22 protein-coding genes are annotated in these 18,011 nt (G+C 57.5%); 9 read left to right on the top strand and 13 right to left on the bottom strand.

Annotated elements, in window-relative coordinates:
* Positions 1 to 114: 114 nt before the first annotated feature.
* The 8 genes from AC1RJ3_RS17640 (at position 115) to AC1RJ3_RS17605 (ending at position 5,429) form a co-directional block, all read left to right on the top strand.
* Complete coding sequence (locus tag AC1RJ3_RS17640) at positions 115 to 792, top strand: YjfI family protein (RefSeq protein ID WP_493079590.1); 678 nt, start codon at positions 115 to 117, stop codon at positions 790 to 792.
* A 19-nt stretch (positions 793 to 811) separates the two neighbouring features.
* A complete protein-coding gene (locus AC1RJ3_RS17635; protein WP_054594266.1) occupies positions 812 to 1,513 on the top strand; it encodes a PspA/IM30 family protein in 702 nt (233 codons plus the stop codon).
* Between the two features lie 69 nt (positions 1,514 to 1,582).
* A complete protein-coding gene (locus tag AC1RJ3_RS17630) occupies positions 1,583 to 2,146 on the top strand; it encodes a rhomboid family intramembrane serine protease (RefSeq protein ID WP_489111682.1) in 564 nt (187 codons plus the stop codon).
* Between the two features lie 73 nt (positions 2,147 to 2,219).
* The gene (locus AC1RJ3_RS17625; RefSeq protein ID WP_493079589.1) at positions 2,220 to 2,432 is read left to right on the top strand and encodes a hypothetical protein; all 213 of its coding nucleotides are present in this window, start codon (positions 2,220 to 2,222) and stop codon (positions 2,430 to 2,432) included.
* Positions 2,419 to 3,069, top strand: a complete 651-nt coding sequence (locus AC1RJ3_RS17620) for a DUF2491 family protein (protein ID WP_054594269.1) — start codon at positions 2,419 to 2,421, stop codon at positions 3,067 to 3,069. Before AC1RJ3_RS17625 ends, AC1RJ3_RS17620 begins: the two co-directional genes overlap by 14 nt.
* 13 nt (positions 3,070 to 3,082) lie before the next feature.
* Complete coding sequence (locus AC1RJ3_RS17615; protein ID WP_054594270.1) at positions 3,083 to 3,511, top strand: DUF350 domain-containing protein; 429 nt, start codon at positions 3,083 to 3,085, stop codon at positions 3,509 to 3,511.
* 19 nt (positions 3,512 to 3,530) lie between these two features.
* A complete protein-coding gene (locus tag AC1RJ3_RS17610) occupies positions 3,531 to 4,259 on the top strand; it encodes a DUF1190 domain-containing protein (RefSeq protein ID WP_493079588.1) in 729 nt (242 codons plus the stop codon).
* A 12-nt stretch (positions 4,260 to 4,271) separates the two neighbouring features.
* Positions 4,272 to 5,429, top strand: a complete 1,158-nt coding sequence (locus AC1RJ3_RS17605; RefSeq protein ID WP_493079587.1) for a glutathionylspermidine synthase family protein — start codon at positions 4,272 to 4,274, stop codon at positions 5,427 to 5,429.
* Positions 5,430 to 5,515: 86 nt separating this feature from the next.
* Here AC1RJ3_RS17605 and AC1RJ3_RS17600 read toward each other — a convergent pair whose 3' ends face one another.
* Together AC1RJ3_RS17600 and AC1RJ3_RS17595 are read right to left on the bottom strand one after the other, a co-directional pair.
* A complete protein-coding gene (locus AC1RJ3_RS17600; RefSeq protein ID WP_053162823.1) occupies positions 5,516 to 6,037 on the bottom strand; it encodes a single-stranded DNA-binding protein in 522 nt (173 codons plus the stop codon).
* A 9-nt stretch (positions 6,038 to 6,046) separates the two neighbouring features.
* Positions 6,047 to 7,444: an MFS transporter gene (locus AC1RJ3_RS17595; RefSeq protein ID WP_054594273.1), complete on the bottom strand. Its 1,398-nt coding sequence runs from the start codon at positions 7,442 to 7,444 to the stop codon at positions 6,047 to 6,049.
* Between the two features lie 193 nt (positions 7,445 to 7,637).
* Between AC1RJ3_RS17595 and uvrA the strand changes: the two genes are divergently transcribed.
* Positions 7,638 to 10,472, top strand: a complete 2,835-nt coding sequence (gene uvrA / locus AC1RJ3_RS17590; protein WP_054594274.1) for an excinuclease ABC subunit UvrA — start codon at positions 7,638 to 7,640, stop codon at positions 10,470 to 10,472.
* Between the two features lie 145 nt (positions 10,473 to 10,617).
* Here uvrA and bfr read toward each other — a convergent pair whose 3' ends face one another.
* From bfr to rpmD, 11 genes are all read right to left on the bottom strand, one after another.
* Positions 10,618 to 11,082, bottom strand: coding sequence for a bacterioferritin (gene bfr / locus AC1RJ3_RS17585; protein WP_054594275.1), 465 nt, complete (start codon positions 11,080 to 11,082; stop codon positions 10,618 to 10,620).
* A 155-nt stretch (positions 11,083 to 11,237) separates the two neighbouring features.
* Positions 11,238 to 12,686 carry a catalase gene (locus AC1RJ3_RS17580; RefSeq protein ID WP_493079586.1) on the bottom strand — a complete coding sequence of 483 codons (1,449 nt, stop codon included), beginning with the start codon at positions 12,684 to 12,686 and terminating at the stop codon, positions 11,238 to 11,240.
* Positions 12,687 to 12,924: 238 nt separating this feature from the next.
* A complete protein-coding gene (gene rplQ, locus AC1RJ3_RS17575) occupies positions 12,925 to 13,311 on the bottom strand; it encodes a 50S ribosomal protein L17 (protein ID WP_007924175.1) in 387 nt (128 codons plus the stop codon).
* Between the two features lie 42 nt (positions 13,312 to 13,353).
* Positions 13,354 to 14,355, bottom strand: coding sequence for a DNA-directed RNA polymerase subunit alpha (locus AC1RJ3_RS17570; protein ID WP_007924176.1), 1,002 nt, complete (start codon positions 14,353 to 14,355; stop codon positions 13,354 to 13,356).
* 22 nt (positions 14,356 to 14,377) lie between these two features.
* On the bottom strand, positions 14,378 to 14,998 hold the full coding sequence (gene rpsD, locus AC1RJ3_RS17565) for a 30S ribosomal protein S4 (RefSeq protein WP_003210056.1): 621 nt from the start codon (positions 14,996 to 14,998) through the stop codon (positions 14,378 to 14,380).
* Between the two features lie 18 nt (positions 14,999 to 15,016).
* On the bottom strand, positions 15,017 to 15,406 hold the full coding sequence (rpsK, locus tag AC1RJ3_RS17560; RefSeq protein WP_002555466.1) for a 30S ribosomal protein S11: 390 nt from the start codon (positions 15,404 to 15,406) through the stop codon (positions 15,017 to 15,019).
* 30 nt (positions 15,407 to 15,436) lie between these two features.
* Positions 15,437 to 15,793, bottom strand: coding sequence for a 30S ribosomal protein S13 (gene rpsM / locus AC1RJ3_RS17555; protein WP_003186020.1), 357 nt, complete (start codon positions 15,791 to 15,793; stop codon positions 15,437 to 15,439).
* A gap of 130 nt (positions 15,794 to 15,923) precedes the next feature.
* Complete coding sequence (gene rpmJ / locus AC1RJ3_RS17550) at positions 15,924 to 16,040, bottom strand: 50S ribosomal protein L36 (RefSeq protein ID WP_002555468.1); 117 nt, start codon at positions 16,038 to 16,040, stop codon at positions 15,924 to 15,926.
* Positions 16,041 to 16,064: 24 nt separating this feature from the next.
* Positions 16,065 to 17,393: a preprotein translocase subunit SecY gene (gene secY / locus AC1RJ3_RS17545; protein ID WP_003228718.1), complete on the bottom strand. Its 1,329-nt coding sequence runs from the start codon at positions 17,391 to 17,393 to the stop codon at positions 16,065 to 16,067.
* Positions 17,394 to 17,831, bottom strand: a complete 438-nt coding sequence (gene rplO / locus AC1RJ3_RS17540; protein ID WP_003228720.1) for a 50S ribosomal protein L15 — start codon at positions 17,829 to 17,831, stop codon at positions 17,394 to 17,396.
* 3 nt (positions 17,832 to 17,834) lie between these two features.
* Complete coding sequence (gene rpmD / locus AC1RJ3_RS17535) at positions 17,835 to 18,011, bottom strand: 50S ribosomal protein L30 (RefSeq protein ID WP_003176408.1); 177 nt, start codon at positions 18,009 to 18,011, stop codon at positions 17,835 to 17,837.

Below are 18,011 nucleotides of genomic sequence, written 5' to 3'. Positions count from 1 at the left end.
TTTTTTCGTGATGAAAATCAGTCGATTAAAAATCTCACGCGTGAGTTGTTGAGAGTGCCTGAATTTATCTGTAGTGTTCTCACGCGTGATACAAAATAAAGCGGAGCCACTGCAATGAAACGTCGCTCTCCAGCAGCCTCAGACACACCACCCGCGAGCAGCCAGGGAGAGCGCTCGAAACCCTCCGCGAAAAAACCATCGAGCTTCTATATGAAGCAGATGCGCGGAGGACTTAGCGCCGCCGGCTATGTGAAACATGAAACTTGGGTGCTTCCCGAAAACCGGAGCCTGCTCAAGCAAATGGAGAAACAGCTACGCCAGCCGATCCTGGCTGGTTCATTCATGTTGGAGGATTACATGAGCGCAGGTAACAACTGGAACATCGATCGCCTCTTCAGCGCCCTGCAGGCCCTTGATGAGGTGGTATCCAACGAAATCACCCTGACGTTGATTCAAGGCTCCGAGCAGAGCATCAAGCTTGAAATGAACGAGTTTGGCGGGCTGCCGATTTACATCGCCGTCGTCGGCGAGCAAATCATCGTCGACACGGTGCTGGTCGATCTCGAATCCATCAAGGACGTGCAGCGCTTCAACGATGCCGTGCTGCGCAGCCGGGAAATGTTCCCGCTGTCGTCGATCGGAATTGAATCCATGCCCAACGGCCAGACCGTCTACAACATGTTCGGTGCGCTCAGTTCCGAGTCCAGCCTGACCAACGTCGTGACCGAAATCAAAACGCTCGTCGACAACGTTCAGCGCGCCAGCGAAGCCTTCGAAAGCTTCTTCAACTAATTTTCGGGAGTACCGACGCATGCAAAACCAATCGATCTGGAGCAAGTTGTTCACCGCACTGCGTGGCGGTGCCAGCGAAGTCGGCGAAGCCATCGCCGACCAACAGGCCCTGCGCATCCTCGATCAGGAAATCCGCGACGCCGACAGCGCTCTGGCAAACGCCAAGCGCGAACTGGTCACCATCATGGCCAAGCACAAACTCTCGGCCGAGCGCGTGGCGCAGTACAACGCCAAGATCAAGGACCTGGAATCCAAGGCCATGGCCGCGCTCCAGGCCAACCGTGAAGACCTGGCTCTGGAAGTGGCCGAAGCCATTTCGACCCTGACCAACGAACACGACGCCGAACAGAAGCAAACCACCGAGTTCGGTGCCTACGCCGACAAAATGCGCAAGGACATCACCAAGGCCGAAGCCCGCATCAAGAGCCTGCGCCAACAAGTGGACATGGCCAAGGCCCGTGAAAGCGTACAGAAAGCACAGGTCAGCGCCTCCATCGCCAGCGGCGGCGCCAACGGCAAACTGGAAACCGCCGTCGGCACCTTGAATCGTCTGCAAGCCAAGCAGGAACAACGTGCTGCCGAGCTGGAAGCGAGCGACGAACTGGCGGACGCGTCCACCGGCAACGACCTGGAGCGCAAGCTGCGCGAAGCCGGCATCACTCCGGACCAGGGCAGCGCGAACTCGATTCTGGACCGCCTGAAAAAACAATCGGCCGAGTAACCGGCTTACGCAAGCACTCAGAAGCAAGGGCACCGACGTGCCCTTCTTTTTGTTGATTCGAGGACAAGGATGGACAGGGTAACCGGCTTCAAGATCATCGCAGGCCTGGCCATGCTGATGGTCGCGATCCACCTGCTGAACGTACTGACAGGCTACAGCCTGACGATATTCGGCCTGGTCCCCCGAACCGCCCACGGCCTCGTCGGAATTGTGGCCTCACCGTTTCTGCATATATCCTTCGCGCACTTGATCGCCAACCTGGTGCCGTTCCTGGTGCTGGGAACCCTGGTGATCGCCGAGGGCTTCAAACGCTTTGCGGCCGTCAGCGCAATCATCATTCTGTTCGGCGGCTCGCTGGTCTGGCTGTTCGGTTTCAACGGCGTTCATGTGGGCGCCAGCGCCTGGGTCTTTGGCCTCTGGGCGTACCTTCTGGCGCGAGCCTGGTTCCACCGCAGCTGGAGCAACGTTCTGATCGCCAGCATTGTCGCCCTCCTCTACGCAAGCCTGATTTTCGGCTTTATTCCGCGCCAGGGCACCTCATTCGAAGGGCATATTGGCGGCGCATTCGCCGGTTTTATTGCAGCCCGGCTACTTCTCTCCAGGCCGCGCAGCAGGTCTAATGCAGCCCGGTAAACACGCAGGCACCAAAAACGTCCGCAGCGGGTTTATTCGTCAAGGACGCGTCACCCCAGGGAGCCAGGGACGAATGTCGACATTCCTCTTTTTACGCATATACGCAGCGTCGCTCATCCACACGTCTGGATCGGGCGGACTCGCCATCACCGTGGGCGTACACGCTGCCAGCACCTGCCTGGGCGAGTTGGCGCTCCTCATCGGCCATCGCGCCAAGGGCCCACAACAGCCTTCGATCAATACCCCTTCCACCCGCCTAAAGGAAATCACCCATGGGATGGTTTAAACAGCTGATGGGCCTTGAGGCCCCGACACCCAAGGACAGCGCACCGGTTGCCGGCCCCCTCGGGCTCGGCCAGGGCAAAGCGCTGGTGTTCGACACTACCCTCAAGCTGTTGCTTGACGAAAAAACCAGCGTGGTCATTCCCGGCACCCAGCAGATCTGGAGCGTTGGCACTGTTGACCTCGGCCAGTCGACCTGGCTTTCGCGCTACTACATGGACGACGAAGACTTCTGGCTGCAGGTTCATACCACTGGCGCCGTCGCCGGCCAGGTCGAGTCGGTGATCCTGTTCAACTACCAGAGCTACGTCACCCTCAACAGTGAATCCGAACTGCGCAGGCTCGCAGGGCCGGACAGCCTGATCGGCCTGCCGACCTACACCCATGACGGAGTCGAATACAGCCGCGAATGGGGCACCGAGGCCGGGCAGACCGAGCTGGTGGCCTTCACTGAGCAGGTCAGCAATCCGGATCAGTCCTACGTCGTGGAACATCGCTCGATGCTCTACGCCCGCGAGACCGGTTTGACCGACCGCCGCGAATTCCTGCTGTTCTCGGTCGAAGAAGACGCCGAAGGCAGCATCAGCTTGAGCACCTCACTGGGTATCTCGCTGTACACCACCGACCTCACTACTCTTTAAAAAGGAACAGCCCATGCTAGAAGCACTCTCCGTCTCGCTGAACAAAGCCGCCGTCCTGGGATTTGTTTCGTACATCATCGGTGCCGCCCTGCTGTTCGCGATTTTCCAGTTCGTCTATACCCGCATCACGCCGCACAAAGAGTTCGAACTGATTCGCTCCGGCAACACCGCGGCCGCCATCGCCCTGTCCGGCGCCATCATCGGTTTCGCGATCCCGGCGAGCAATGTGATTGCCTACTCGGTCAACCTGCTGGACTTCGCCGTGTGGGCACTGATTGCCGCAGTGGTGCAACTGTTGGCGTTCCTGATGACCAGCCTGGTGCTTAAAGGCACCTCCGAACGCATCCGTAATGGCGAAATCGCTGCCGCCATCTACGTCGCAGCCGTCGCCATCAGCGTTGGCCTGCTCAATGCTGCGTGCATGACCCCTTCGCAGAACTGATCGCGCCACGGAGGCAATGATGAAACGAAGCAAGTACGTTCAACTGTCCCTGGCGGCATCGGTCGCCGTCGCAATATCCGGTTGCGGGCCGACAGAAAAAACCTACACAGTGAATCAGAAGTTCAACTTTCAATCCGTGCAGCAGTGCGTGGATCAAAAGCTTCCGGTGAGTGTCTGCTCCAACGCCTACATGACCGCCCTCACCGAACACCGTCGCATTGCGCCGCTGTATGACAGCCAGGCCGATTGCGACGCCGACTTTGTCGCTGACTGGTGCCAACAGGACTCCACCGGCAAGTTCATTCCAAAACTCGGCGGCTTCGAGCTGGCAGCCAATGGCGAAGTCACCCAGACCCAGCTGGACGCCGCCAAAGCACAACTGCCCGCCTCCGAGGCGAGCTCAGGCGGTTCAGGAGGAATGGTCAACGGCCTTCTGGCCGGCATGCTGATCAGCAACATGTTGAACAGCAACCGGGGCAGCTACAACTCCGAACCGGTTTACCGCTACCGCGACTCACGTGGCGATTACTCATCGTCGACGCTCAGCCAGCGCATCGCCACCGGCTCGAGTTTCACCAAGTCCGAGCAGGCGAAATACGGTAGCGGCTACAGCAGCTCCACGTTCAAGTCGAACAGCTCCAAGCCAATCTCGGCGGCATCGTCCACTTCCCGGGGCGGCTTTGGCAGCCAGGCCAGCGCACGCAGCGGCTGGGGTGGCTCGAGCAGTTCCGGTCGATCGAGCAGTTAAGGAGCGAGCGCCATGAAGAAAATCCTCTGCCAGGAACGTCACGACTGGAAGCAGACCGCCGAAAACCTCGGTTTCATGTTTCACACCATCGACGACGAGCCCTACTGGGACGAGAGCGCGTATTACCAATTCACGCTCAAGCAGATCGAGAACGATCTCGAAGACCCGACTACCGAGCTCCATGAGATGTGCATGGACCTGGTCGATCGGGTGGTGCAGAGCGAAGAGCTGCTGGAGCGCCTGAGCATTCCGGCGCCCTTCTTCGACATGATTCGTACTTCATGGCGTGAAGGCCATCCGCACCTTTACGGTCGCCTGGACTTCTCCTACAACGGCAGCGGCCCCGCCAAATTGCTGGAACTCAACTACGACACGCCCACCAGCCTGTACGAGGCCTCGGCGTTCCAGTGGGGCTGGCTGGAGCAATGCATCGAACGCGGCTTGTTGCCCAGCCATGCCGATCAGTTCAACAGCATCGACACCAAGCTGCACCAGGCCTTTGCGCAGCTGCAGATCAAACAGCCTTTCTACTTCGCCTCGATGAAAGCCTCGGTCGAAGACAAAGGCACTACCGACTACTTGCGGCTGATCGCCGAAAAAGTCGGGATCGAGTCACGCCACATCGATATCGAAGACATCGGCCTCAACAGCGAAGGACGCTTCGTCGATCTCGAAGAACGCTGGATTCCTCACCTATTCAAACTGCACGCCTGGGAATTCATTTTCCACGAGCCGTTTGGTGAAGCCATCGCCCAGAGTGACACGCAGTTTTTCGAGCCCGCCTGGAAATCGATCATCTCGAACAAAGGCATCCTCCCTTTGCTGTGGGAGTTCAATAAAGGGCACCCGAACCTGCTTGCCAGCCACCTGGATCCAGAGCCTGGCAAACCGGTGCCGAAAGGCTGGGTACGCAAACCGTTCTTCTCCCGCGAAGGCGCCAACATCGAGCTGCACACCCCGGATGGCCTGGTCGTAAAGGAAGACGGGCCGTACACCGACGCGCCGTTCATCCTCCAGGAGTTCGCCCCGCTGCCGAAGTTCGGTGACAGCTACACGCTGATTGGCTCCTGGGTGATCGGCGATCAGGCGGCCGGCATCGGCGTGCGCGAGGACAACAGCTTGATCACCAAAGACTCAAGCCGGTTTTTGCCGCACCTGATACTCGACTGAACGACTTATCTCCTGGAACGCGCCCAAAGAAAAAGGCCCGTAGCGTTTGCTACGGGCCTTTTGTCTATATCCGGCGGATCTGATGATCAGAACGGAATATCGTCATCAAAGCTGTCGAAATCTGGAGCCGGCTGCGGTGCGGCCTGCTGTGGTGCCGGAGCCGAACGCTGTTGCGGAGCCGACTGCTGCGGACGCGGAGCTTGCTGACGCGGAGCGGATTGCTGGTAGTTGTTACCGCCGCCCTGGCCCTGTTGGTCGCCCTGTGGACGGCCGCCCAGCAGCTGCATGGTGCCCTGCATGTCGACCACGATTTCAGTGGTGTAACGCTTGATACCGTCTTTTTCCCACTCGCGGGTTTGCAGCTTGCCTTCGATGTAGACCTGCGAACCTTTACGCAGGTATTCGCCGGCGATTTCCGCAACCTTGCCGAACATCGATACACGGTGCCATTCGGTCTTTTCGACTTTCTGACCGGTTTGCTTGTCGGTCCATTGTTCGCTGGTCGCCAGACTCAGGTTGGTCACGGCGTTACCGTTAGGCAAGTAGCGAACTTCGGGATCCTGGCCGCAAGTGCCGACCAATATGACTTTGTTAACCCCACGGGCCATAACGTTCTCCTAGGCTTCGCACGCAGTCGGGGCCGGGTTGTTGACCAGGCTCTCGAGGGTCGTGCGATCCAATAGTTCGGTGTCCAATTTGATGTAAATGGCCGCTTCATCAGCAACCACCACTGCATCTGTTACCCCAACGACGGCCAGCAGGCGCTCGACCAAACCAGCTTCGCGGATCGCTTCAGGCGATAACGGCAAGCGCAGGCTCGTCACATAGGGAGGTTCACGCATGGTAACAGCAAAGGCCAACCAGAGGGCAGCCAGTCCTGCGCATCCAAGGAACACAGCCGACAGACCGCCATGCTGGAACATCCAGCCGCCCATGATCCCGCCCAGTGCCGAACCGAGGAACTGACTGGTGGAATAAACCCCCATCGCCGTGCCTTTGCCGCCTGCCGGTGAAACCTTGCTGATCAGCGACGGCAACGAAGCTTCGAGCAGATTGAATGCGGTGAAAAACACCACCGTACCAATCACCAGAGCCCGCAAGCTGTCGCCGAACTGCCAGAAGAATAGCTCAGTGAGCATCAGCGTACTGACCGCACCGAGTAAAACTCGTTTCATTTTGCGTTTCTTCTCGCCGTAGATAATGAACGGGATCATGGCGAAGAACGAAATCAGCAGCGCGGTCAGGTACACCCACCAGTGCTGCTCCTTGGGCAATCCGGCTTTTTCGACCAGCGCCAATGGCAACGCGACGAAGCTCGACATCAACATCGCGTGCAACACAAAAATGCCCAGGTCCAGACGCAGCAGGTCCGGATGCTTGAGCGTCGGGATCAGCGCCTGACGGGCAACGCCGGATTCGCGGTGATGCAACGGGCTGGTGGCACGCGGCACCATGAACATCACGATCACGATGCCAAACAGCGCCATACCGCCCGTCGCCAGGAACAAGCCGGACAGACCAAAGGCGCGGGTCAGCAGCGGCCCGACCACCATGGCCACGGCAAACGACAGACCGATGGTCATGCCGATCATGGCCATGGCTTTGGTGCGGTGCTGTTCGCGGGTCAGGTCCGACAGCAAGGCCATGACCGCCGCGGAAATCGCCCCGGCGCCTTGCAGGATTCGTCCGGCGATCACACCCCAGATCGAATCGGCATTGGCGGCCAAAACGCTACCGAGGGCGAAGACGATCAGCCCCAGGTAAATCACCGGGCGGCGGCCGATACGGTCGGAAATGATCCCGAACGGAATCTGAAAAATCGCCTGAGTCAGGCCGTAAGCGCCAATCGCCAGACCGATGAGGGCCGGGGTCGCTCCTGCGAGATCCATTCCATAGGTCGCCAACACCGGCAACACCATAAACATGCCAAGCATACGGAAGGCGAACACCAGGGCCAGACCGCTTGCTGCGCGGGTCTCGCCACCACTCATGCGTTCGCTGTGGGGATCGTGCATGGAATAACCTCATGTGAACCGGCGGCGATTCTACCAGTCCCATCGGTTGACGGGGTATAGGGCGACGCTTTGTCGCGAGCCTGCCTCGCGCCGTTGTCAGGCGCCGTTCAGCAAGCGTCATTTGATAGTGTGCATCCATCCAGTATTTGCCCGTATACTCCTACGTTTTCGACGCCCGCCAAGCGAGGCCACCTTGGACAAGATCCTGATTCGTGGGGCTCGAACCCACAACCTGAAGAACATCGACCTGACCCTGCCGCGGGACAAACTGATCGTCATCACCGGTTTGTCCGGGTCCGGCAAGTCTTCCCTGGCATTCGACACGCTGTACGCCGAGGGCCAGCGACGTTATGTCGAGTCGCTGTCGGCCTATGCCCGGCAGTTCCTGTCGATGATGGAAAAGCCTGACGTCGACACCATCGAAGGTCTGTCGCCAGCCATCTCCATCGAACAGAAGTCGACCTCGCACAACCCGCGCTCGACAGTCGGCACCATCACCGAAATCTACGACTACCTGCGCCTGCTTTATGCTCGCGTGGGTATTCCGCGCTGCCCGGATCACGACATTCCACTGGAAGCGCAGACCGTCAGCCAGATGGTCGACCTGGTCCTCGCCGAGCCCGAAGGCAGCAAGTTGATGCTGCTGGCACCGGTGATCCGCGAGCGCAAGGGCGAACACCTTTCGGTCTTCGAAGAACTGCGCGCCCAGGGCTTTGTCCGGGCCCGGGTCAACGGCAAGCTCTTCGAGCTGGACGAACTGCCGAAGCTGGATAAACAGAAGAAGCACTCGATCGATGTCGTGGTCGACCGCTTCAAGGTCCGCGCCGATCTGCAACAGCGGCTGGCCGAGTCGTTCGAGACGGCGCTGAAACTGGCCGACGGGATTGCGCTGGTCGCGCCGATGGACGACGAGCCGGGCGAAGAAATGATCTTCTCCGCACGCTTCGCCTGCCCGATCTGCGGCCATGCGATCAGCGAACTTGAACCCAAGCTGTTCTCCTTCAACAATCCAGCAGGCGCCTGCCCGACCTGCGACGGCTTGGGGGTTAAGCAGTTCTTCGACATCAAGCGCCTGGTCAATGGCGAGCTGACCCTGGCTGAAGGGGCGATTCGCGGCTGGGACAGGCGTAACGTCTACTACTTCCAGATGCTCGGTTCACTGGCTTCGCATTACGGCTTCAGCCTGGAAGTGCCGTTCAACCAGCTGCCAGCCGATCAGCAGAAGGTCATCCTGCACGGCAGCGGCACGCAGAACGTCGATTTCAAATATTTGAACGACCGTGGCGACATCGTCAAACGCTCGCACCCGTTCGAAGGCATCGTGCCGAACCTGGACCGTCGCTACCGCGAAACCGAGTCCGCTTCGGTGCGCGAAGAACTGGCCAAGTTCCTCAGCACCCAGCCTTGCCCGGATTGCCGCGGTACTCGCCTGCGCCGTGAAGCGCGGCATGTGTGGGTCGGCGAGAAGACACTGCCGGCGGTGACCAACCTGCCGATCGGCGATGCGTCCGATTACTTCGGCACGCTGAAACTGACCGGTCGACGCGGCGAAATTGCCGACAAGATTCTCAAGGAAATCCGCGAGCGCTTGCAGTTCCTGGTCAACGTCGGTCTCGACTATCTGTCGCTGGACCGCAGTGCCGACACGCTGTCTGGCGGTGAAGCACAACGTATTCGTCTGGCCAGCCAGATCGGCGCCGGCCTGGTGGGCGTGCTGTACATTCTCGACGAACCGTCGATTGGCTTGCACCAGCGCGACAACGATCGACTGCTGGGAACGCTCAAGCATCTGCGCGATATAGGCAACACGGTGATCGTGGTCGAGCACGACGAAGATGCGATTCGTCTGGCCGACTATGTGGTGGACATCGGCCCGGGTGCGGGCGTGCACGGTGGTCACATTGTCGCCGAAGGCACCCCGGCCGAAGTCATGGCGCACCCTGACTCGCTGACGGGTAAATACCTGTCCGGCCGCGTGAAAATCGAAGTCCCGGCCAAACGCACAGCACGCAACAAGAAGCTCTCGTTGTCGCTCAAGGGCGCCCGGGGCAATAACTTGCGCGACGTCGACCTGGAGATTCCGATTGGTTTGCTGACCTGCGTGACCGGCGTGTCCGGCTCCGGCAAGTCGACGCTGATCAACAACACCCTGTTCCCGCTCAGCGCGACTGCACTGAATGGTGCAACCACCCTGGAAGCCGCTGCCCACGACAGCATCAAGGGCCTTGAGCATCTGGACAAAGTCGTCGACATCGACCAAAGCCCGATCGGCCGTACGCCGCGCTCCAACCCGGCGACCTACACCGGGCTATTCACACCGATTCGTGAACTGTTTGCCGGCGTGCCGGAGTCCCGCTCACGCGGCTATGGTCCGGGACGTTTCTCCTTCAACGTGAAAGGCGGACGTTGCGAGGCCTGTCAGGGCGATGGCCTGATCAAGGTGGAAATGCACTTTCTGCCGGACATCTATGTCCCGTGCGACGTCTGCAAGAGCAAGCGCTACAACCGCGAAACCCTGGAGATCAAGTACAAGGGCAAGAGCATCCACGAAACGCTGGAAATGACCATCGAAGAAGCCCGAGTGTTTTTCGATGCGGTTCCAGCGCTGGCGCGCAAGCTACAGACGTTAATGGATGTAGGCCTGTCGTACATCAAGCTGGGGCAATCGGCGACCACCCTGTCGGGCGGTGAAGCCCAGCGGGTGAAACTGTCCCGCGAGTTGTCCAAGCGCGATACCGGCAAAACCCTCTACATCCTCGACGAGCCGACCACCGGCCTGCACTTCGCGGATATCCAGCAGCTGCTTGATGTGCTCCATCGCCTGCGCGATCACGGCAACACCGTGGTGGTGATCGAGCACAACCTGGACGTGATCAAGACAGCTGACTGGCTGGTGGACCTTGGGCCGGAAGGTGGTTCCAAGGGCGGGCAGATTATTGCCGTGGGCACACCGGAGGAAGTCGCCGAGATGAAGCAGTCGCATACCGGTTTCTACCTCAAGCCATTGTTGGAACGCGATCGGGCTTAACGTCCACGCATGAAAAAGCCCCGATCACTTCATCAGTGACCGGGGCTTTTTTTGTACCTGAGTTGTAGGAGCGCGGCTTGCCGGCGATGGCGTCCTTGAAATCGCCATCGCCAGCAAGCTTGGCTCCTACAAGCCGGTCATAGCATCAGAACTGCGATTGCAGGTAGTTTTCCAGGCCGACCAGTTTGATCAGACCCAACTGCTTCTCCAGCCAGTACGTGTGATCTTCTTCGGTGTCAGCCAATTGAACCCGCAGGATCTCGCGACTGACGTAATCCTTGTGCAACTCGCAGAGTTCGATGCCTTTGCAGAGCGCGGCACGAACTTTATATTCCAGGCGCAAGTCGGCAGCGAGCATCTCAGGCACCGTGGTGCCAACGTCCAGATCGTCCGGGCGCATGCGTGGCGTGCCTTCGAGCATGAGGATTCGGCGCATCAGCGCATCGGCGTGCTGGGCCTCTTCTTCCATCTCGTGATTGATGCGCTCGTAGAGCTCGGTAAAGCCCCAGTCCTCATACATCCGCGAATGGATGAAATATTGATCACGCGCTGCCAGTTCGCCGGTGAGCAACGTGTTGAGGTAATCGATTACGTCTGGGTGGCCTTGCATCGCCCTACATCTCCCTGCTTGAAAGGCTGTAGTTTGAACCAAGCGGACTGATAGGTCACTCGAATAGCGCGATAAAAGCGAAGATACTCCGAGAAAACTAGCTTAAATAACGCAAAAACCGCCCAAATGAGGGCGGTTCTGCTTATCGTTTAGACTTAGTTAAGCTGTACACCCAAGGTCTTTGCGATGCCTTCTCCGTAAGCAGCATCTGCCTTGTAGAAGTGCTGCAGCTGACGCTGAACCACATCACTGGAAACGCCCGACATAGCACCGGCAATGTTGTTGATCAGCAGGGTTTTCTGCTCATCGCTCATCAAGCGGAACAACGCACCGGCGTGGCTGTAGTAATCCGTATCTTCACGGTGATCGTAACGATCGGCCGCGCCGTTCAGGGCCAGTGCTGGCTCTGCGTATTGTGGAGCTTGCTTCGGTGCACCGGCGTAGCTGTTAGGCTCGTAGTTCGGTGTACTGCCACCGTTACTGCCAAATGCCATGGAGCCATCGCGCTGATAGCTGTTGACCGGGCTGCGCGGCGCATTCACCGGTAACTGCTGGTGATTGGTGCCGACACGGTAGCGGTGGGCATCGGCGTAGGCAAACACTCGACCTTGCAGCATACGGTCTGGCGACAAGCCCACACCCGGCACCATGTTGCTCGGGCCAAACGCCGCTTGCTCGACTTCAGCGAAGTAGTTCTGCGGGTTTCGATTGAGCTCAAGCTCACCGACTTCGATCAGCGGGAATTCCTTTTGCGACCAGGTCTTGGTCACGTCGAACGGGTTCTCGTAATGCGCCGCGGCCTGGGCCTCGGTCATGATCTGGATACATACCCGCCATTTCGGGAAGTCACCGCGTTCGATTGCACCGAACAGGTCGCGTTGAGCGTAATCCGGATCAGTACCTGCCAGGCGTGCAGCTTCTGCCGGCGCCAGGTTCTTGATGCCCTGTTTGGTCTTGTAGTGCCATTTAACCCAGTGACGCTCGCCTTTAGCGCTGATCAGGCTGTAGGTGTGGCTGCCAAAACCGTGCATGTGACGATAGCCATCAGGGATGCCGCGATCCGAGAACAGGATGGTGACCTGGTGCAACGCCTCAGGCGAGTGCGACCAGAAGTCCCACATCATCTGTGCGCTTTTCAGGTTGCTTTGCGGCAAACGTTTTTGGGTGTGGATAAAGTCCGGGAACTTCAACGGATCACGGATGAAGAACACTGGCGTGTTGTTGCCAACGATGTCCCAGTTGCCTTCCTCGGTGTAGAACTTCAGCGCAAAACCACGCGGATCGCGCTCGGTATCTGCTGAGCCGCGCTCGCCGCCCACTGTGGAGAAACGCAGAAAGGTCGGGGTTTGTTTGCCAATGGACTCAAACAGCTTGGCACTGGTGTATTGGGTAATATCGTGGGTAACGGTGAACGTACCGTAAGCACCCGAGCCTTTGGCGTGTACGCGGCGCTCCGGGATGTTTTCACGGTTGAAGTGGGCAAGCTTCTCGATCAGGTGAAAGTCGTCGAGCAGCAGCGGGCCACGAGGGCCAGCGGAACGGGAATTCTGGTTGTCGGCGACGGGCGCGCCACTGGCGGTGGTAAGCGTTTTATTCTGGCTCATGCGATCTCTTCCTGTGTCAGTCTTGGAACTGCCGGCTAATCGGCCTGGAGGGGAGTATTAATCATCCATATGACAGTCACAAATTCATTAATCTGCAGACATCGATAGAAAAATACTAATGATCAACCCACGCATATAGTGCAGACAGGAAAAGGTATGAAGCTTGTACGTAGAGCGCATTTCTTACAGGCACAAAAAACCGGGCACTAGGCCCGGTTTTTCGTTTCAGACTGACGTCTTACTCAGCGGATACAGCTTCACCGCCGACAGCACGATCAACCAACTCGACGTACGCCATAGGCGCGTTGTCGCCAGCGCGGAAACCGCACTTGAGGATGCGCAGGTAGCCACCCTCACGGGTAGCGTAACGCTTGCCCAGGTCGTTGAAGAGCTTACCAACGATAGCTTTCGAACGAGTACGGTCGAAAGCCAGACGGCGGTTAGCCAGGCTGTCTGTCTTGGCCAAAGTGATCAGCGGCTCAGCAACGCGACGCAGTTCTTTAGCTTTTGGCAGTGTAGTTTTGATCAGCTCGTGCTCGAACAGCGACACCGCCATGTTTTGAAACATGGCCTTGCGGTGCGAGCTGGTGCGGCTCAGGTGACGACCACTTTTACGATGACGCATGGTTCATTCCTTACCAAACACAACGTTCGGTGATTACGACGATCAGGCAGTCGCCTTGTCGTCCTTCTTAAGACTTGCAGGCGGCCAGTTGTCGAGGCGCATGCCGAGGGACAGACCGCGGGAGGCCAGAACGTCCTTGATTTCAGTCAAGGATTTCTTGCCAAGGTTCGGAGTCTTCAACAGTTCTACTTCGGTACGCTGAATCAGGTCGCCGATGTAGTAAATGTTTTCCGCCTTAAGGCAGTTAGCCGAACGTACAGTCAGTTCCAGATCGTCAACCGGGCGAAGCAGGATCGGATCGATCTCGTCTTCTTGCTCGATTACCACTGGTTCGCTGTCACCTTTGAGGTCGACGAACGCAGCCAACTGCTGTTGCAGAATGGTTGCAGCGCGGCGGATAGCCTCTTCAGGATCCAGAGTACCGTTGGTTTCCAGATCAATAACCAGCTTGTCCAGGTTAGTACGCTGCTCGACACGGGCGTTTTCCACCACGTATGCGATACGGCGAACCGGGCTGAACGAAGAGTCAAGCTGCAAGCGACCGATGCTGCGGCTTTCGTCTTCATCGCTCTGACGCGAGTCGGCCGGTTCATAACCACGACCACGAGCTACTACTAGCTTCATGTTCAGGGCGCCGTTAGACGCCAGGTTAGCGATTACGTGATCGGGATTAACGATCTCGACATCATGATCCAGCTGAATATCGGCAGCGGTAACCACCCCCGAACCCTTCTTCGACAAGGTCAGCGTAACTTCGTCACGGCCGTGCAGCTTGATAGCCAGACCTTTAAGGTTCAACAGGATTTCAATTACGTCTTCCTGTACACCTTCGATGGCGCTGTACTCGTGGAGCACACCGTCAATCTCGGCCTCGACTACTGCACAGCCGGGCATTGAGGACAACAGGATGCGGCGCAGCGCGTTGCCCAGGGTGTGGCCAAAACCACGCTCGAGAGGCTCGAGAGTGATCTTGGCGCGGGTTGGACTGACAACCTGCACATCAATATGGCGGGGTGTCAGGAACTCATTTACCGAAATCTGCATGGATGCACCTATTTTCTAGCCCTTACTTGGAGTAGAGCTCGACAATCAGGCTTTCGTTGATGTCGGCGGACAGATCACTGCGAGCAGGAACGTTCTTGAAAACGCCCGACTTCTTCTCAGTGTCTACTTCTACCCATTCTACGCGGCCACGTTGGGCACACAGATCGAGAGCTTGGACAATGCGAAGTTGGTTCTTTGCTTTCTCGCGAATCGCGACTACGTCACCAGCACGAACCTGGTAGGACGGAACGTTTACGGTCTGACCGTTAACGCTGACGGATTTGTGCGATACCAGCTGACGGGATTCGGCACGAGTCGAACCAAAGCCCATACGGTATACAACGTTGTCCAGACGGCATTCGAGCAGCTGCAACAGGTTTTCGCCAGTTGCGCCTTTCTTGCCAGCAGCTTCTTTGTAGTAGCCGCTGAATTGACGCTCGAGAACGCCGTAGATACGACGGACCTTCTGCTTTTCACGCAGTTGGGTGCCGTAATCGGACTGGCGACCGCGGCGTTGGCCGTGGATACCAGGTGCTGCTTCAATGTTGCACTTCGATTCGATCGCGCGCACGCCGCTCTTCAGGAAGAGATCGGTGCCTTCGCGACGAGCGAGTTTGCATTTTGGACCAATGTAACGAGCCATTCTTTACAATCTCCTGGATTACACGCGGCGCTTCTTCGGCGGACGGCACCCGTTGTGCGGGATTGGCGTCACGTCGGTGATGCTGGCGATCTTATAGCCACAGCCGTTCAAAGCACGGACAGCGGACTCACGACCTGGACCTGGACCTTTGACGTTAACGTCGAGGTTTTTCAGGCCATATTCCAGCGCAGCTTGACCAGCACGTTCAGCAGCTACTTGAGCAGCAAACGGGGTGGACTTGCGGGAACCGCGGAAACCCGAACCACCGGAGGTAGCCCAGGAAAGAGCGTTACCTTGACGGTCGGTGATGGTCACGATTGTGTTGTTAAAAGACGCGTGGATGTGGGCGATGCCATCAACCACTGTCTTTTTGACTTTTTTACGAGGACGAGCAGCAGGTTTTGCCATGATTAAATTCCTGTCGATTCGCTGGGGCGATTACTTGCGGATCGGCTTACGCGGACCTTTACGGGTACGCGCGTTGGTCTTGGTACGCTGACCGCGTACTGGCAGACCACGACGATGACGCAGACCGCGATAGCAACCGAGGTCCATCAAGCGCTTGATTTTCATGTTGATTTCGCGACGCAGGTCACCTTCAGTGGTGAACTTCGCCACTTCGCCACGCAGCTGTTCAATCTGCTCGTCGCTCAGATCCTTGATCTTTGCGGCTGGGTTTACCCCAGTCACTGCACAGATCTTCTGTGCAGTTGTGCGACCAACACCATAGATGTAGGTCAGCGAGATAACAGTATGCTTGTTATCTGGAATGTTGACGCCTGCAATACGGGCCATTCAGTGGGACTCCAATTGACAGCTACCTACGCCCCGGAAGCCAAGAAATAGGGCGCGAGATAATATCGCTGTAATAACAAATAATCAACCCAGCAGCGCACTAGCTGCTGGGCTTGAAGCACAATCACACTCAGCCTTGGCGCTGTTTGTGACGCGGTTCCGCGCTGCAAATTACTCGAACAACACCTTCGCGGCGAATAATCTTGCAGTTACGGCACAGCTTTTTCACCGATGCACGAACTTTCATCACCAACTCCTCGAACCTTATGGGTCAGCGCAGCATGCCGCTGCCGTAACCCTTCAGGTTGGCTTTCTTCATCAGGGATTCGTACTGGTGCGAAACGAGGTGCGATTGTACTTGGGACATGAAGTCCATCACAACCACGACCACGATCAGCAACGAGGTCCCGCCAAGGTAGAACGGAACGTTTGCTGCAACCACCAAGAACTGGGGCAACAAGCACACGGCCGTCATATAAAGAGCACCGAACATGGTCAAGCGAGTCAGAACGCCATCAATATAGCGCGCAGACTGCTCACCTGGACGGATACCCGGAATAAAGGCACCGGACTTCTTCAGGTTTTCCGCTACGTCTTTCGGATTGAACATCAACGCCGTATAGAAGAAGCAGAAGAAAATAATCCCTGCACTAAACAGCAGAATATTCAACGGCTGACCAGGAGCGATCGACTGCGAGATGTCCTGCAACCAGCCCATACCTTCAGACTGACCAAACCAGGCACCCAACGAAGCCGGGAACAGCAAAATGCTGCTCGCGAAAATAGCCGGAATAACACCGGCCATGTTCACTTTCAGCGGCAAGTGGCTAGTCTGCGCAGCAAACACCTTGCGGCCCTGCTGACGCTTGGCGTAGTGAACAGCAATACGACGCTGACCACGCTCAATGAACACCACGAAACCGATAATCGCTACTGCCAGCAAACCGATGGCAACCAAGGCGAAGATGTTGATATCACCCTGACGCGCAGACTCGAAAGACTGCCCGATTGCTCTCGGAAGACCGGCGACGATACCCGAAAAAATCAACATCGAGATACCGTTGCCAACACCACGCTCAGTAATCTGCTCACCCAGCCACATCATGAACATCGCACCAGCCACAAACGTGGATACCGCGACGAAATGGAAGCCAAAGTCACCAGTGAACGCAACGCCCTGCCCCGCCAGGCCAATGGACATGCCAATAGCCTGAACGAGAGCGAGGACGACAGTGCCGTAGCGGGTGTACTGGCTGATCTTGCGACGGCCAGCTTCACCTTCCTTCTTCAACTGCTCCAGCTGCGGGCTGACGGCTGTCATCAGTTGCATGATGATCGATGCCGAAATGTACGGCATGATCCCCAGCGCAAAGATGCTCATCCGCTCCAGCGCGCCGCCGGAAAACATGTTGAACAAGCTAAGAATGGTCCCCTCATTCTGTCGAAACAGGTCTGCGAGTCGGTCCGGGTTGATACCTGGAACCGGGATGTGTGCGCCTATTCGGTAGACGATAATCGCCAGGAACAGAAAACGCAGACGAGCCCAGAGTTCAGACATACCGCCTTTGCCGAGCGCAGAGAGAGCACCTTGCTTAGCCATTTATTCCTCGAACTTGCCGCCAGCTGCTTCGATAGCCGCACGCGCACCTTTGGTGGCGCCGATTCCCTTTCCGATGGTGACAGCGCGAGTAACTTCGCCGGACAGCATGATTTTCACACGCTGAACGTTGACGTTGATCACGTTGGCATCTTTCAGGGACTGCACGGTGACGATGTCGCCTTCCACTTTAGCCAGCTCGGACAGACGCACTTCTGCGCGGTCCATAGCTTTCAGGGAAACGAAACCGAACTTCGGCAGGCGACGATGCAGCGGCTGTTGACCGCCTTCAAAGCCTGGAGCAATGGTGCCACCGGAGCGGGAGGTTTGACCTTTGTGACCACGGCCACCAGTCTTACCCAAACCACTACCGATACCACGGCCCGGACGATGCTTTTCGCGACGGGAACCCGGCGCTGGACTCAGATCATTGAGTTTCATCGATTAACCCTCGACACGCAGCATGTAGTAAGCCTTGTTGATCATCCCGCGATTCTCGGGAGTATCCTGGACTTCTACAGTGTGACCGATGCGACGCAGACCCAGACCCTTAACGCACAGTTTGTGGTTAGGGATGCGGCCGGTCATGCTTTTGATCAGCGTTACTTTAACGGTAGCCAT

The sequence above is a fragment of the Pseudomonas sp. GW822-FHT04C11 genome (assembly GCF_058800905.1).
The sequence above is the reverse complement of the archived record's forward strand: the minus strand, read 5'-3'. Positions and strand labels throughout refer to the sequence as shown.

Coding starts and splice junctions, on each gene's coding strand:
- AC1RJ3_RS17625 (WP_493079589.1), top strand. CDS start 2,220: ATGTCGACATTCCTCTTTTTACGCATATACGCAGCGTCGCTCATCCAC.
- rpsM (WP_003186020.1), bottom strand. CDS start 15,793: ATGGCCCGTATTGCAGGCGTCAACATTCCAGATAACAAGCATACTGTT.
- rpsD (WP_003210056.1), bottom strand. CDS start 14,998: ATGGCTCGTTACATTGGTCCAAAATGCAAACTCGCTCGTCGCGAAGGC.
- AC1RJ3_RS17580 (WP_493079586.1), bottom strand. CDS start 12,686: ATGAGCCAGAATAAAACGCTTACCACCGCCAGTGGCGCGCCCGTCGCC.
- AC1RJ3_RS17615 (WP_054594270.1), top strand. CDS start 3,083: ATGCTAGAAGCACTCTCCGTCTCGCTGAACAAAGCCGCCGTCCTGGGA.
- rpsK (WP_002555466.1), bottom strand. CDS start 15,406: ATGGCAAAACCTGCTGCTCGTCCTCGTAAAAAAGTCAAAAAGACAGTG.
- secY (WP_003228718.1), bottom strand. CDS start 17,393: ATGGCTAAGCAAGGTGCTCTCTCTGCGCTCGGCAAAGGCGGTATGTCT.
- AC1RJ3_RS17570 (WP_007924176.1), bottom strand. CDS start 14,355: ATGCAGATTTCGGTAAATGAGTTCCTGACACCCCGCCATATTGATGTG.
- rpmD (WP_003176408.1), bottom strand. CDS start 18,011: ATGGCTACCGTTAAAGTAACGCTGATCAAAAGCATGACCGGCCGCATC.
- AC1RJ3_RS17610 (WP_493079588.1), top strand. CDS start 3,531: ATGAAACGAAGCAAGTACGTTCAACTGTCCCTGGCGGCATCGGTCGCC.
- AC1RJ3_RS17600 (WP_053162823.1), bottom strand. CDS start 6,037: ATGGCCCGTGGGGTTAACAAAGTCATATTGGTCGGCACTTGCGGCCAG.
- AC1RJ3_RS17605 (WP_493079587.1), top strand. CDS start 4,272: ATGAAGAAAATCCTCTGCCAGGAACGTCACGACTGGAAGCAGACCGCC.
- AC1RJ3_RS17635 (WP_054594266.1), top strand. CDS start 812: ATGCAAAACCAATCGATCTGGAGCAAGTTGTTCACCGCACTGCGTGGC.
- rpmJ (WP_002555468.1), bottom strand. CDS start 16,040: ATGAAAGTTCGTGCATCGGTGAAAAAGCTGTGCCGTAACTGCAAGATT.
- AC1RJ3_RS17620 (WP_054594269.1), top strand. CDS start 2,419: ATGGGATGGTTTAAACAGCTGATGGGCCTTGAGGCCCCGACACCCAAG.
- AC1RJ3_RS17640 (WP_493079590.1), top strand. CDS start 115: ATGAAACGTCGCTCTCCAGCAGCCTCAGACACACCACCCGCGAGCAGC.
- rplQ (WP_007924175.1), bottom strand. CDS start 13,311: ATGCGTCATCGTAAAAGTGGTCGTCACCTGAGCCGCACCAGCTCGCAC.
- AC1RJ3_RS17595 (WP_054594273.1), bottom strand. CDS start 7,444: ATGCACGATCCCCACAGCGAACGCATGAGTGGTGGCGAGACCCGCGCA.
- rplO (WP_003228720.1), bottom strand. CDS start 17,831: ATGAAACTCAATGATCTGAGTCCAGCGCCGGGTTCCCGTCGCGAAAAG.
- AC1RJ3_RS17630 (WP_489111682.1), top strand. CDS start 1,583: ATGGACAGGGTAACCGGCTTCAAGATCATCGCAGGCCTGGCCATGCTG.
- bfr (WP_054594275.1), bottom strand. CDS start 11,082: ATGCAAGGCCACCCAGACGTAATCGATTACCTCAACACGTTGCTCACC.